The organism is Streptomyces sp. ISL-100 (assembly GCF_018614615.1).
In the GTDB taxonomy this organism is placed as follows: Bacteria; Actinomycetota; Actinomycetes; order Streptomycetales; family Streptomycetaceae; genus Streptomyces.
This window is the reverse complement of record NZ_JAGGOK010000041.1, coordinates 154014-167954: the sequence shown is the minus strand read 5'-3', so window position 1 is coordinate 167954 and position 13941 is coordinate 154014. Positions and strand designations below refer to the sequence as shown.

The 13941-nt window shown below is 68.9% G+C and carries 12 protein-coding genes and 1 pseudogene; 7 read left to right on the top strand and 6 right to left on the bottom strand.

The window, feature by feature from the left end:
• Nucleotides 1-113 precede the first annotated feature (113 nt).
• The 4 genes from J7E89_RS18995 (at nt 114) to J7E89_RS18980 (ending at nt 4942) form a co-directional block, all read left to right on the top strand.
• A complete protein-coding gene (locus J7E89_RS18995; protein WP_214974997.1) occupies nt 114-3305 on the top strand; it encodes a nitrate- and nitrite sensing domain-containing protein in 3192 nt (1063 codons plus the stop codon).
• A gap of 10 nt (nt 3306-3315) precedes the next feature.
• The gene (locus J7E89_RS18990) at nt 3316-3729 is read left to right on the top strand and encodes a roadblock/LC7 domain-containing protein (protein WP_037649449.1); all 414 of its coding nucleotides are present in this window, start codon (nt 3316-3318) and stop codon (nt 3727-3729) included.
• 93 nt (nt 3730-3822) lie between these two features.
• The gene (locus tag J7E89_RS18985) at nt 3823-4380 is read left to right on the top strand and encodes a DUF742 domain-containing protein (RefSeq protein ID WP_214974994.1); all 558 of its coding nucleotides are present in this window, start codon (nt 3823-3825) and stop codon (nt 4378-4380) included.
• Nucleotides 4361-4942, top strand: coding sequence for an ATP/GTP-binding protein (locus tag J7E89_RS18980; RefSeq protein WP_028813754.1), 582 nt, complete (start codon nt 4361-4363; stop codon nt 4940-4942). The genes J7E89_RS18985 and J7E89_RS18980 overlap by 20 nt, the downstream gene beginning before the upstream one ends.
• 86 nt (nt 4943-5028) lie before the next feature.
• Here the strand turns inward: J7E89_RS18980 and J7E89_RS18975 are convergent, their stop codons facing one another.
• From J7E89_RS18975 to J7E89_RS18960, 4 genes are all read right to left on the bottom strand, one after another.
• Nucleotides 5029-5220, bottom strand: coding sequence for an acyl-CoA carboxylase subunit epsilon (locus J7E89_RS18975; RefSeq protein ID WP_214974991.1), 192 nt, complete (start codon nt 5218-5220; stop codon nt 5029-5031).
• A gap of 43 nt (nt 5221-5263) precedes the next feature.
• Nucleotides 5264-6847 carry an acyl-CoA carboxylase subunit beta gene (locus J7E89_RS18970; RefSeq protein WP_214974988.1) on the bottom strand — a complete coding sequence of 528 codons (1584 nt, stop codon included), beginning with the start codon at nt 6845-6847 and terminating at the stop codon, nt 5264-5266.
• Nucleotides 6848-7010: 163 nt separating this feature from the next.
• Nucleotides 7011-9374, bottom strand: coding sequence for a polysaccharide lyase 8 family protein (locus J7E89_RS18965; RefSeq protein WP_214974986.1), 2364 nt, complete (start codon nt 9372-9374; stop codon nt 7011-7013).
• A 376-nt stretch (nt 9375-9750) separates the two neighbouring features.
• Entirely contained in the window at nt 9751-10236 is a 486-nt protein-coding gene (locus J7E89_RS18960; RefSeq protein WP_214974984.1) for a cupin domain-containing protein, read from the bottom strand.
• Between the two features lie 165 nt (nt 10237-10401).
• On the opposite strand from J7E89_RS18960, the gene J7E89_RS18955 reads away from it, so the two are divergent.
• On the top strand, nt 10402-11022 hold the full coding sequence (locus J7E89_RS18955; RefSeq protein ID WP_214974982.1) for a YceI family protein: 621 nt from the start codon (nt 10402-10404) through the stop codon (nt 11020-11022).
• A 69-nt stretch (nt 11023-11091) separates the two neighbouring features.
• On the opposite strand, the pseudogene J7E89_RS18950 reads toward J7E89_RS18955, so the two are convergent.
• Nucleotides 11092-11418, bottom strand: a pseudogene (locus J7E89_RS18950) (ATP-binding protein); the annotation flags it as partial.
• Nucleotides 11419-11529: 111 nt separating this feature from the next.
• Here J7E89_RS18950 and J7E89_RS18945 point away from each other — a divergent pair.
• Together J7E89_RS18945 and J7E89_RS18940 are read left to right on the top strand one after the other, a co-directional pair.
• On the top strand, nt 11530-12354 hold the full coding sequence (locus J7E89_RS18945; protein ID WP_214975135.1) for a helix-turn-helix transcriptional regulator: 825 nt from the start codon (nt 11530-11532) through the stop codon (nt 12352-12354).
• Complete coding sequence (locus tag J7E89_RS18940) at nt 12351-12560, top strand: DUF397 domain-containing protein (protein ID WP_214974980.1); 210 nt, start codon at nt 12351-12353, stop codon at nt 12558-12560. The genes J7E89_RS18945 and J7E89_RS18940 overlap by 4 nt, the downstream gene beginning before the upstream one ends.
• On the opposite strand, the gene J7E89_RS18935 is transcribed toward J7E89_RS18940, so the two are convergent.
• Nucleotides 12557-13882 carry a hypothetical protein gene (locus J7E89_RS18935; protein WP_214974978.1) on the bottom strand — a complete coding sequence of 442 codons (1326 nt, stop codon included), beginning with the start codon at nt 13880-13882 and terminating at the stop codon, nt 12557-12559. The genes J7E89_RS18940 and J7E89_RS18935 overlap by 4 nt on opposite strands.
• Between the last annotated feature and the right edge of the window lie 59 nt (nt 13883-13941).

Here is a 13941-nt window from a genome sequence, read left to right as displayed (position 1 = left end):
TGTTTGGAACGCAGCCGGTTGACGTGCTGGAATTCGTCGAACTCCCGAGTAGTACGGCCCTGAACGAAAAAACGGCACAACGTAGGTGCCGGCGCCGAGAGGTTGTTGGTCGAGTGAGGCGTAGCAAGACGAGCTCCGCACAGCAGCAGGGCGCGCGGGGCAACTTCACCCCGCCGCCGCGCACAGCGACGTCGCACGCGACCTCGCCCACCGCGGCCGCCCCGGCGAGCAGCGGTGGCAAGGGCAGTGGCAGCAGCAGCCGCTTTTCGCCGCGCAACTGGCGCGTACCCACCAGGCTGAACGCGATCCTTCTCATACCCGTGCTGGTCGGCCTCGTCATGGGCGGCTTCCAGGTGAAGGCCTCTGTCGACACCTGGCAGGAGGCGCAGGACGCCGAGAAGACCGCGGTCCTCATCCGCGCCGCGTCCGAGTACGGCCAGGCGCTCCTCAACGAGCGTGACCTGACCGCCGAGCCGCTCCTCCAGGGCAAGCGCACGAGCTCCGAGGTCACCCAGGCGTACGCCCTGACCGACGAGGCCGCGAAGAAGTTCAAGGAAGCCTCCAGGAGCCTCCCCGAGAAGCAGGGCCTCGAGCGTCGTCTCGGCCTCTTCGCGAACGAGGAGCCGAAGCTCCCCGCGCTCCGCAAGGCCGCGTACACCCAGGCCCTCGACCCGGTGAAGACCGAAGAGGGCTACGTCCAGATCCAGCACTCGCTGATGGAGCTGTCGAACGAGCTCGGCCTGGGCACCGGCAACATCACCGCCTACGGCCGTACGGTCTACGCCGTCCAGCTCGCCAAGGCCGCCGCGTCGCTCCAGCGCTCCATCGGCATGCACCTCCTGATACGCCCGAGCGGCAACCCGGAGAAGCTCGCCAAGCAGACGGTCGCCTTCAACTCGTACAACTACCTGGAGCAGATCGCCCTCGGCGAGTACGTCTCCGGCGGTACGCAGGAGGACACCGACAAGCTCAAGCGCATCATGAAGGGCAAGGCGGAGGACGGCGCCAAGAGGCTCGCCGCCGCCAAGCAGCAGGCCGACCAGGCCGGCGTCCCCTTCGTGCCTCCGCCGAGCAAGGACGGTTCGGTCCTCGACGGCATGGCCGAGGAGATCGGCCAGGGCAAACCGGCCGGACTGAAGCAGAAGGGCGTCACGCCCGAGGTGTGGATGGCAGCCTCCACCGCCAAGTTCGACGGCTACACCCAGATCGAGAACGACCTCGTCGACAAGGCCGTGGCCGAGGCCGCCACCATCTCCTCCGACGCCAAGACCGACGCCATCGTCAACGGTCTGATCGTCGTCATCGCCCTGCTCGCCTCGGTGATCCTGGCCGGCATGATGGCGCGCCAGATGAGTAACGCGATGCGCCAGCTGCGGACCGCCGCCTTCGGTATCGCCGAGCAGCGCCTGCCGATGCTGGTCGACCAGCTTTCCCGTACAGAGCCGGGCCGCGTCGACACCCGTGTCGAGCCGATCCCGATCACGTCGCACGACGAGATCGGCGAGGTCGCCCGCGCCTTCGACCAGGTGCACCGCGAGGCTGTGCGGCTCGCCGCCGAGCAGGCCATGCTCCGCGGCAACGTCAACGCGATCTTCACCAACCTCTCGCGCCGCAACCAGTCCCTCATCGAGGGCCAGCTGACGCTGATCACCGACCTCGAGAACAACGAGGCCGACCCGGACCAGCTGGAGAACCTCTTCAAGCTGGACCACCTCGCGACCCGTATGCGCCGCAACGGCGAGAACCTCCTGGTCCTCGCCGGCGAGGAGCCGGGCCGCCGCTGGAACCAGCCGGTTCCGCTGGTCGACGTGCTGCGCGCCGCCTCCTCCGAGGTGGAGATGTACGAGCGCATCGAGCTCACCGGCGTACCGGAGTCGGAGATCCACGGCCAGGCCGTGACCGACCTCGTGCACCTGCTCGCCGAGCTGCTGGAGAACGCCACCACGTTCTCTTCGCCGCAGACGAAGGTGCGCGTCACCGCGACCCGTCTGCCGGACGGCCGCGTCATGGTCGAGATCCACGACAAGGGCATCGGCCTCACCGCCGAGGACTTCGCGGACATCAACCACAAGCTGGCGAACCCGCCGACCGTGGACGCCGCCGTCTCGCAGCGCATGGGCCTGTTCGTGGTCGGCCGTCTCGCGGACCGGCACAGCATCCGCGTCCAGCTGCGCCCCTCGGGCGAGCAGGCCGGCACCACGTCGCTGGTCATGCTTCCCGACGCCATCACGCACGGTGGCGGCGGCGAGCCGCTGCCGCACGACGACTTCACGGTCTCCTCGATCATTCCCGAGCAGCAGTCGTACGAGAGCGCTCCGATGCGCACCGCGGCCGAGCTGGGCTTCGACGACTCGGCGTACAGCAACGAGGGCGACGACGCTCAGCTGGACCCGGTGGGCCGCTCGCTGATGCGCGAGGAGCGGCGTGCGCAGCTGGAGGCACAGGCCACCGGCGACCGCCCGCTGTTCCGTGACGAGCTGCAGCAGGGGTCGTACGACGACCACCAGCAGGTGTCCTACGACGACCCCCAGCAGCAGTACGAGCAGCCTCAGCAGCCGGCGTACGACCAGGGCGGGTACGACGACTACCCGGCCTACCAGACGTATCCGGAGGGCGAGTACCAGGAGTCGGCCGCTCCGCAGGCGACGTACGAAGACTCGTACGATTCCGGCTCCCACCAGGGGCCCTGGCAGGACCAGAACTCCTACCAGGGCGCGTACGAGCCGGAGTTCGGGTCGCAAACGGAATCTGCGCCGGGCGCTCCCGCGAGCGACCGGGAGCGCGTAGGCTTCGACCGTCCCGGTTCCACTGCGGCCCCCGGCCCCGAGGCGACCGATGCCGGCCTCCCGCGGCGTGGCGGCCAGCAGCACTGGCAGCCCGGTGGGGAGTCGGCCGGGCAGTCCTTCGGACAGGAAGCGGCGCGGCAGCCGGTCGCCGCCCAGCAGCCGCAGCAGGACGCGCCGCAGCAGGACGGAAACGGGAACGGTAACGGCCCCGATGACTGGCGTTCGTCGAACGACGAGCGCTGGCAGCGGGCGGAGAAGCTCCGTGAGCCCAAGGCAGGCGGAGTCACCTCCTCCGGTCTCCCCCGGCGGGTGCCCAAGGCCAACCTGGTCGAGGGAACCGCGGAGCAGACCCCGCAGGGCGGCCCTCAGGTCTCCCGCGCCCCCGAGGACGTACGGGGCAGGTTGAGCAACCTGCGCCGAGGTGTCCAGCAGGGTCGCAACGCGGGAACGGACACGAACACGGCGGCCACCTACGATCAGAACGGTGGCCATGGCAACACCTACAACCAGGAGCGTTAGTGTGAGCCCGATGAGCCAGGCGGCGCAGAATCTGAACTGGTTGATCACCAACTTCGTGGACAACACCCCCGGGGTGTCCCACACGGTGGTGGTCTCCGCGGACGGACTCCTGCTGGCGATGTCCGAAGGCTTCCCCCGGGACCGCGCCGACCAGCTGGCAGCGGTGGCCTCCGGACTGACCTCGCTGACGGCGGGTGCGTCCCGGATCTTCGAGGGCGGCGCGGTCAACCAGACCGTGGTGGAGATGGAGCGCGGCTTCCTCTTCCTCATGTCGATCTCGGACGGCTCCTCGCTGGCCGTACTCGCCCACCCGGAGGCCGACATCGGCCTCGTGGGTTACGAGATGGCTCTCCTGGTGGACCGGGCCGGCAGTGTCCTCACCCCGGACCTGCGCGCCGAGCTGCAAGGAAGTCTTCTCAACTAGCAGTCAAAGACTGCGCTTTGGTGTCCGCGGGCTTTAATGTTCGAGAACGCGGCACCAACAGCAATGTGGCGCCCGGCAGTCGGAGGAGGAAACGTGGCAACACCCCCGGACGGTTCTTCGGCCAACTGGCCTTACGGCCAGGGTCAGAATCAGGGTGATACCTCGCAGAACAGGTTCAACTTCCCCTCCGCGCCAAGCCGCGCGCAGCCGTACGAGCAGCAGCCGCCGCAGCAGCCGCCGCAGCAGCGACAGCCGCAACAGCCGGCGCAGTCGCGGCGGGCCCCCGCGCCCGCCGCCTCGCAGCCGAACCACAACCCGCTGGTCCGGCCGTACGCCATGACCGGTGGGCGCACCAGGCCGCGCTATCAGCTCGCCATCGAGGCGCTGGTCAGTACCACGGCGGACCCGTCGCGTCTGCAAGGGCAGCTGCCCGAGCACCAGCGGATCTGCCACCTGTGCCGGGAGATCAAGTCGGTCGCCGAGATCTCGGCACTTCTCACCATCCCCCTCGGGGTTGCCCGGATCCTCGTCGCCGACCTGGCAGAGGCCGGACTTGTAGCCATTCACCAGCCCGGCGGCGACGAGTCCGCCGGCGGTCAGCCAGACGTGACACTGCTCGAAAGGGTGCTCAGTGGACTTCGCAAGCTCTAGCAGCGGAGCAGCCCGCTCCACAACCTCCGCGAAGATCGTGGTGGCGGGCGGCTTCGGCGTGGGCAAGACCACGTTCGTCGGAGCCGTCTCGGAGATCAACCCGCTGCGCACCGAGGCCGTCATGACTTCCGCTTCGGCGGGCATCGACGACCTCACTCACACCGGAGACAAGACCACCACCACGGTGGCCATGGACTTCGGCCGTATCACCCTGGACCAGGACCTGATCCTGTACCTCTTCGGTACGCCCGGTCAGGACCGCTTCTGGTTCATGTGGGACGACCTCGTGCGCGGCGCGATCGGCGCCGTGGTCCTGGTCGACACGAGGCGGCTCGCCGACTGCTTCCCCGCCGTCGACTACTTCGAGAACAGCGGTCTGCCGTTCGTCATCGCCCTCAACGGCTTCGACGGGCACCAGCCGTACAACCCGGACGAGGTGCGCGAGGCCCTGCAGATCGGCCCCGACACCCCGATCCTCACGACGGACGCCCGCCACCGCGCGGACGCCAAGAGCGCGCTGATCACGCTCGTCGAGCACGCGCTGATGGCACGGCTCCGGTAGGAACCGGCGTACGTACGAGAAAGGCCCCCGCCACTCCGAGGAGTGGACGGGGGCCTTCGTCGTACGCGCAGAGAAAGCCGTGCGGCTCAGCCCTGCCAGCTGTGCGGGGCGCGGAAGCCCGGGGTGCGCTCAAGGCGGCGCCAGCCGGCCGTGGAGCGGCCGTGGTGGGCCGGGGCCTGCGGACGGCCGGCGGCGCGGGCCATCAGGATCGCGGTGATCGCGGCAAGTTCCTCGGGCTCGGGGTGGCCCTTTTCGACGCGCAGCAAAGATTCGCTCATTGAGGTTCTCCGTCTCGTCTTCGTCTTCGTCTTCGTCGCAGGATTACTGCGGGGGGTTGCCGTGCTTGCGCGACGGCAGGTCTGCGTGCTTGTTGCGGAGCATGGCGAGAGAGGCGATCAGCACCTCGCGCGTCTCGGCCGGGTCGATCACGTCGTCGACCAGGCCGCGCTCGGCGGCGTAATAGGGGTGCATCAGCTCGGACTTGTACTCCTTGACCATGCGGGCTCGCATGGCCTCGGGGTCCTCGGCCTCGGCGATCTGCTTGCGGAAGATGACGTTGGCGGCACCTTCGGCGCCCATCACCGCGATCTCGTTGGTGGGCCAGGCGTAGGTGAGGTCGGCACCGATGGACTGGGAATCCATGACGATGTACGCACCTCCGTAGGCCTTCCGCAGGATCAGCGAAATCCGCGGCACGGTGGCGTTGCAGTACGCGTAGAGCAGCTTCGCACCGTGGCGGATGATCCCACCGTGCTCCTGATCGACGCCCGGCAGGAAGCCGGGTACGTCCAGAAGAGTGACGATCGGGATGTTGAACGCGTCGCACATCTGCACGAAGCGCGCGGCCTTCTCGCTGGCCTCGATGTCGAGGACACCGGCCAGGGACTGCGGCTGGTTGGCGACTATGCCGACGACCTGGCCGCCGAGGCGGGCCAGCGCGCACAGGATGTTGGTGGCCCAGCGCTCGTGGATCTCCAGGAAGTCGCCGTCGTCGACGAGCTCCTCGATGACCTTGCGCATGTCGTACGGGCGGTTGCCGTCGGCCGGGACCAGGTCGAGCAGCACCTCGGAACGGCGGTCCTCGGGGTCCTCGGACTCGACCGTCGGCGGGTTCTCACGGTTGTTGGAGGGCAGCATCGAGATCAGGTAGCGGACCTCGGCGATGCAGGTCTCCTCGTCGTCGTACGCGAAGTGCGCGACGCCCGAGGTCTCGGCGTGCACGTCGGCGCCGCCGAGGCCGTTCTGGGTGATCTCTTCACCGGTCACGGCACGGACGACGTCCGGGCCCGTGATGAACATCTGCGAGGTCTCACGGACCATGAAGACGAAGTCGGTGAGGGCCGGGCTGTACGCCGCGCCGCCCGCGCACGGGCCGAGCATCACGCTGATCTGCGGGATGACACCGGAGGCGCGGGTGTTGCGCTGGAAGATGCCGCCGTAACCGGCGAGCGCCGAGACGCCCTCCTGGATACGGGCGCCGGCGCCGTCGTTGAGCGAGACCAGCGGGGCACCGGCCGAGATGGCCATGTCCATGATCTTGTGGATCTTGGTGGCGTGGGCCTCGCCCAGCGCGCCGCCGAAGATGCGGAAGTCGTGGGCGTAGACAAAGACCGTGCGGCCTTCGACCGTGCCCCAGCCGGTGATGACACCGTCGGTGTACGGCTTCTTGGCCTCCAGGCCGAACCCGGTCGCCCGGTGCCGGCGCAGTTGCTCGACCTCCTTGAACGTACCCGGGTCGAGCAGCAGCTCGATGCGCTCACGGGCGGTCAGCTTGCCCTTGGCATGCTGAGCTTCGGTCGCCCGGTCACTGGGGCCGCGGCGGGCCTGCTCACGCAGCGCGAGCAGCTCGGCCACCCGGCCACGGGTGTCGGTGGGCTCGCGCGGCGTCTCGTCCAAAACGGTCATGTACTGACCCTACGAAGGAGTACAAGAAAAACAGGCCGTCGACTCTTCACAGTCTCCGGCCCGTTCTCCTGTCACCACTGGACAGAACCTTCCCGCCATGCAGCCTAAGCACCAGCTCAGAGCCGTCGGGGATTGTGGGGGTCCAACAAGGGGACGCGGGGCTTCAGCTGAGAGCCACCTCACAGCGGTGGGTCGCCCCGGCGGTACCGGGCGTGACGCGCAGTTTCAGCGTACGGCCGGTGGACAGCACTTCGACGCCCGGGTCCTTTGAGATGACGCGGACGCCGCGGCGCTCCCAGGTCACCTCCAGGGGCTGCCCGGTGCGCGTCGGGTCGCTGACGGCGAGGGTCGCGGTGCGCCGCTTTCTGCGTACGAGCACACTCGCCGGGGCCGTCGCCGTCAGCCGCTCCACTGTGCCCGGCTGCCAGAAGTTGACGGCCGTGACGCCGAGGGAGTGGATCGCCACGGCCTGGGCGGCGCGCGTGTTGGCGAGGATGAGCAGCCAGTCGCGGTCGGCCGCGCGGGCGGCGACGGTGCGGCGGGAGGCGCCCGGCATCAGGAGGTAGGCGTAGTCGGCGTCCACCGGGTCGGTGCCGTGGTCGAGCCAGAGGGTCTGGTAGCGGCGGGTCTGCCGTTCGGTGGTGCTGGTGGTGTTGATGTCGCTCCATGAGCCGGTGCGGTCCTCGCGCAGGGCCTTCAGGTCCGCGCCGCCGGCTCCGCCCGCTCCGGGAAAGACCCAGCCGCCATGGCCTTCGAGGTGGGCCCAGCGGGAAGTGGCGTGATCGTCGTCGATCGTGAGCGGGTTCGTACCGCCTTCACCCAGCATGCGGTTGTCGACAATGGTCTCGGCGGGTACGCCGTCGGTGGAGGTGATGCCGGCGCCGAGGCAGACGACCGTATCGGCCACGCAGAACCACGACTTGCGCGCTTCGAGAGTGGAGCCGAGGCCTTTGAGGTGCTGACCGACGGCGGCGAACTCGCCGTCGGTGCAGCCGCCGACCCACTTGGTGGCGGGCTTGGGCGCCCCCCATTCGCCACCGGCTTTGTCGGCAAGTCGCTTGGTGGACACGGTCGTTCCGGGAAGGCGGTAGAAGTCGACTGTGGGCCAGAACCAGTTCGTGTACTGGTCGTTCTCCTTCTCCCCCGGCCACCAGTAGAGCATTCCGGCTCCGGTGTGCCAGCCCCGCGGATTCTCGCCGTTGCCGCACTCGTAGTACGAGATCCGCTCCGAGGCCATCGAGATGCCGGCCGCCCAGCCGGGGCGCCGGTGTACGGCCCGGTCCATGGACGCGAAGAGCTTGTGCGCGACGGGCTCGGGGGCGGCGGCGACCGGCGACGCGGCGACAGCGTGCAGTCTGGAGAGGTCGGCGACGTTGAACTGCGGCGCGGAGAGGAGGGGCGTCGTACGGTCGCGCTCGATCCAGCCCTTGACGATGGCGGTCCAACGCCGCTGTTCCGCTTCCGACGCGCCGCCCGCGAGGAGCGGGATGGCGGCGATGAGCCCCTGACCATGGAAGTGGTCGCTGCGCATGACCTTGCGGTCGTCGCTCCTGAGGTAACCGCGGCTTATGGCACGGCCGTTGACGCTGTCCATCATCAGGCCGTTGTAGATGAGGGGCGCGTAGGCGTTCTCGACGGAGTCGAGGATGATCTGGCGGTTCGGGTCGGTGACGGCCCAGGTGGAGCCTGCGAGGAGGGTGAAGAGCCTGCCGAGCCCGTCGAGCATGACCTGGCCGTACGTACCGGAGTAGGCGACCCAGGTGTGCTGGACGAACGAGCCGTCGGCGTACAGCCCGTCGCCCTTGGTCACGTACGGGAAGACGGGCGAGAGGGCGTCGCGGGCGAGGGCGATTTTGGCCGGGTTGCGGCCGAGGACACCGCGCAGGGCGACGGAGCGGCAGAGGTCGACGCGGTTGGCGCCGGTGCTCGTGCCGGAGTAGTTCTTCAGTACGGAGTCGGGGATGAAGTGGTCGACGGCGGCGCAGGCGGCTTGGCGCTGAGCGTCGGTGAGCCGGTCGTGGAGGGCGGCGACGATGTCCATGAGGAGGCGCGGGCTGCCGATCTGCCACTCCCACCAGTTGCCGTAGCGGGTGGTGGAGGGGTTGTAGATCTTGGCGGAGAGGTGGTCGAGGCCCTTGATGATGTCGGCGAGGAGGCCGGCGTCGGCGGTGAGGCCGGTGCCGGGCTGGAGGTAGGCCTGGGTCATGGTCCACAAGCGGCCGTAGCTCTGGGTGATGCCGGCGGGCGGGTCGAAGCTGTAGCCGGGCCACAGGGATGTGTCGGCCGGGGCCATGGTGGCGCGAAAGCCGGCGGCGAGCCGGCCGGTCTCCTTCAGACGCGAGGCGTAGGGCTCGGCGGCCGCGTCGAATCCGGTGCCCAGCGAGAGCTCGACCCAGCGGAGGCGGAGCGCGTCGAACTCGTCGGCGGCGGCGGGTTCGGGTGCGGCTTGCGCGGGGCCGGCGAGGGCGAGTGCGAGTGAAGTGCCGGACGTGGCGGCGAGGAAGGTACGGCGGGACCAGAGCGGCACGAGGGCCTCCGGGGGAGCGGTGGTTTAGACCTGTACCCGCTGGTGTAGCACGGTGCTCCGGGAGCATTCAATGGTCAGGACGCGGTTATCGGAAAGCGCTTACTCCCCTGGGTGGGTACGGGTTGCCTGCGGCGCTGTTCCCCTACCCGCCCCTTCCCGAAGCTGGGGCAGCCCCAGACCCCGGACGCCCTCCGGGCGTGTCCTCAAACGCCGGACGGGCTGGATTTGCCGCGCGAGGCTGGATTTGCCGCTTGCGGCAACTCTCAGCCCCTCCGGCGCTTGAGGAGCGGGGTCTGGGGCGGAGCCCCAGTTGCGGGAAGGGGCGGGTAGGGGGAAACGGCCGCCACAGACGCCGCGCGTGCCCGTCGCGCGACGGCTAGAAGACCAGCCCGTGCTTCTCGACGAGCGCCATGGTCGCTGCCATGTCGGCGGAGCAGCCGTACGGCCCGATCTTCTGCTGCAACTCCTGCGGGCTCAGCTCCTCGCTCAGCCGGTCGAGCCATCGGAACAGCTCTTCCAGGCCTCCCGGAGAGATGATCTCCAGCAACCGGGCCGGTGTCTCGCCGGCGTTCCAGAACGTGTGCCACTCGTCGCGCGGCTTGAACACGAGGTCGCCGGGCCTGGCTACGACTTCCTCGTCGCCGAACCTCGCACCGACCGAACCCGCGAGGACGAAGCTGAACTCGTCCTCGCGGGTGTGCTTGTGCACGGGGGCTGCGAGCACCTTCGGCGGCAGCCGGTGCTCGACCAGCGCGAACCGGCCTCCCCATTCACCACTGTTGATGAGGAACCGGTCTCCGCACGCCCCCTCCGGCTGATAGAGCTCGCCGCCCTCAGGACCCAGTATCCGACGCTCGACCACTGCGCACACCGCCCTCCGGGAGGACCTGGCGGATCACTGATTTCCCACGATACGCGCGTCACCAGAGGGCCTCGGAAGGCCTTCGACTCCAGATGTTGAATTTTGAACGACACGGGTCTACAGTGAATCTCGTTGAAGGTTAAACAAACCACCCGAGGAGGAGCCATGGCTCTGTTCAACCGCAAGAACACCACCACCCCCGCCGCGACCACCACCCTCGCGGTGGACCCGGCCCTGGCCGCCCTGACCGGCGACTACACCATCGACCCGGCGCACAGCAGCATCGGCTTCACGGTCCGCCACGCCATGGTCACCAATGTCCGGGGCAGCTTCGCCGACCACGAGGGCACGCTGTCCCTGAACGGGTCCGACCCGTCCGGCTCCGCCGCCGCGATCGACGTCAAGATCGCCAGCATCGACACCGGCATCGGCGACCGCGACGGTCACCTGCGCAGCGGCGACTTCTTCGACGCGGAGCAGTTCCCCCTCATGACCTTCCGCTCCACGTCGGCGGAGCAGCTCGGCGGTCACAACTACCGGATCAAGGGCGACCTGACCATCAAGGACGTCACCAAGCCGCTCGCCATCGACCTGGAATTCAACGGCTCCGCGACGGACGTGTACGGCAACGAGCGCGTCGGCTTCGAGGGCAGCGCGGAGATCCTGCGCTCCGCCTGGGGCCTGACCTGGAACGCGGCGCTGGAGACCGGCGGGGTGATGGTCAGCGACAAGGTCAAGCTGACCTTCGACATCTCCGCGATCAAGAACGCGGCCCCGCAGGTCTGAGAACTCGCACCACACCACCTTGCCCGGGCGCCGCTGCGTCACGCCCCACTTGTCCGCGAGTGCGGCCACCAGCGGCAGCCCCCGGCCGCCGACGCCCATCGGGTCGTCCGACTGCCGGGCGCGGACCTCCCCCGGGCCACTGTCGTGGACCTCGACGCGGAGCCGGCCGTCGCACTCCAGGTGGAGGTGAAGCCGAAAGCCCCGGCCGGGCGGGACGCCGTGGAGCAGGGCATTGGTGGTCAGCTCGCTCACGCAGAGCAGCACCTCGTCCGCGCGGTCCACGACCCCCCAGGCGCGGAGCGCCTGCGCGGCGAACCCCCTGGCAGCAGGCACGGATCGCCGCTCGCGCCGGTAGAACACTTCGCGGAAGCAAGGCTGTTGGGTTCCTTCATTCATGCCACCACTGTCACAGTCCGTGACTAGAGTGGACCAATGAGTGAAGTCGTACAGATCGTTGGTACGACCCAGAACCGGTCGAGTACGGCCGCGGGCGGGAAGGCAGCATCCATGCACCCGGCGAACAAGCGCAAGAAGAACCCCTCATGGCACCTGGTCGGCGCCCAGCTCAGCCACTTCCGCAGGCGCGCACGCCTGACGCAGCCGCAGCTCGCCGAGCGCGTGTGCGTGCACGTGGACACCATCGCCTCCATCGAGCAGGGCAGACGCCCCCTCCAGCCCGATTTCGCCCATCAACTGGATGAACTCCTGAACACGGGTGGGGCCCTCGCGGTCGGTGTGGAGCAGATGCCGGAGCGGGAGCGGTACCCGGTCTTCGCCCAGGACTTCATCGACTACGAAGCGCTGGCGCTGACCCTGCTCTCGTACGAGAACCACGTCGTGCCCGGACTGCTCCAGACCGAGGAGTACGCCCGAGCCGTGTTCTCCTGCCTCTACCCGCCGCTCAACAAGGAGCAACTGGACGAGAGCGTGTCCGCACGGTTCGACCGGCAGAAGCTGTTTCAGCGCACACCATGGCCGCCGATGATGAGCTTCTTGCTGGAGGAGTCGGTCTTACGGCGCCCCATCGGCGGACGTGCGGTGATGCGGGAGCAGATCCTGCGACTGCGCCAGTGCGCCGAACTGCCCTTTCTGGGGCTTCAGATCATGCCGATCGAGCGGGAGATCCACGCCGGCCTCGCGGGTCCTTTCGTGCTGCTGGAGACCCCCGACCACGATCAACTCGCCTATCTCGAGGTGCACTACGCGAGCTTCCTGGCCGATGACCCCGACGAAGTCAGTGTGTATCAACAGAAATATGGGATGCTGCGCTCGCAGGCTCTTTCGGTTCAGGACAGCATGGGCCTGCTGGACGAACTGCTAGGAGTGACATGACCCGCGCAGCGCAGCTGGACCTCTCGGACGGTCCGGTCTGGTTCAAGTCGAGCTACAGCAGCGACACCGGCGGTAATTGCGTCGAGGTCGCCGCCGAGTCCCGTGCCGTGCACGTCCGTGACTCGAAGGTCACGGACGGGCCCGTACTCACGGTCTCGCCCGGCGCCTGGACGGCCTGGACGGCGTTCCTCGGCGCAACCGCCTAGAAGCCGCCACCGCCGAAGTCGCCTCCGCCGCCGAAGCCACCGCCGACGTCGCCTCCGCCGCCGAAGTCCCCGGCGTTGAAGTCGCCTCCGGAGAAATCTCCGCCCTCGTAACCGCCCATACCGGAGTCGGCGTACGCGGGGGCGGAGAGCATCGAGCCGAGCATCGTGCCCATCAGCAGGCCGGGCAGGAGGCCGCCGCCGTAGTAGCCGCCGATCCATGGGGCGTACGCCGGTCCCGCCTCCCAGTACGGGCGGCGGCCGTCCGCCGTCTCGACCATGCGGGACATCGGGTCCTGGCCCTCCGCCAGCCGGGTCGCGTCCGCCGCGCAGACCGGCACCCTGCGTGTGGTGCCGCCGGCCGGAGCCCAGTCGACGTCGGCCGTGGACGGGCCGTGGCGCGGGTCGAAGAAGCAGGGCGGGCGTCGTTCGGGCAGCGGCTTGCCTTCGCGGCGCGCGGCGAGCACGGCCAGCGAGAAGCGGCCGTCCTCCAGCGCCTGGGTGACCGCGCGGGCGTCGCCGGCCTTGGTCGCCTTGGCCATGGCCGACTTGGCCCTCTCGTACGCGTCCAGGGCCCGCTCGTAGTCGGCGCGCATCGCGTCGTCCGCGCCCGGTTCGGCGGGATGGAAGTCGAGGCGTTCCAGGGTCTCGCCGAACGCGGTGATGTCCTCGTCGACGACCACCCGCACCTTCTCCAGCGCGGCCCGCTCCTGCGCCGCCCGCCGCCCGCGATTGCGCTTGGCCACCAGGAACACACCGGCGGCGCCGGCGACGAGCACCAGACCGAAGGTGACCAGTCCGACTACGGAAGAGGGCCCTTGGCTCGCGCCGTCCCAGGTGTTGGGGGCGCCGCCCCTGGCCTGATCAAGTGCGTCGTCGACGAAGGTGTTCAGCTGGGTGACGGCGTCCAGGCCGCCCGCCGGCTCGACGGACGCGGTGAGGTTGTCGACCGCCTGGCGCGACATCACGGCGGAGTCGGCGCCCGCGTCGAAAGCGTCGCCGAGCCTGACGGCGTACACCCCGGTGATCCCGGTCTTGGTCCGCAGGTCAGCCAGCAGGCCGTCCTCCGGGAACTCCGCGCTCTGCGGGAGTACGGCGACGAAGACCGGCTTTCCGGCGTCGAGGATCTTCTCCTCCAGCGCGTCGGCCTCGCGGGGCGGCAGCTGATCGCGGGCACGCTGATCGACGTACACCGGTCCCTGACGCAGCGAGTCCGCCGCAGCATCGAGCCCCGTGGCCGCCTGCGCGCCGGGAGCCACAGCGAGTACGGCCGCCGCGATCGAGAGCAGCAGCCCTGACAGGGTGGAGAACAGTCGTGTCCTCATACTTAAAAGCTACCCGAATGGCCGCATTTTAAGACATATGGGTTTAGCTGTGTGTGCGC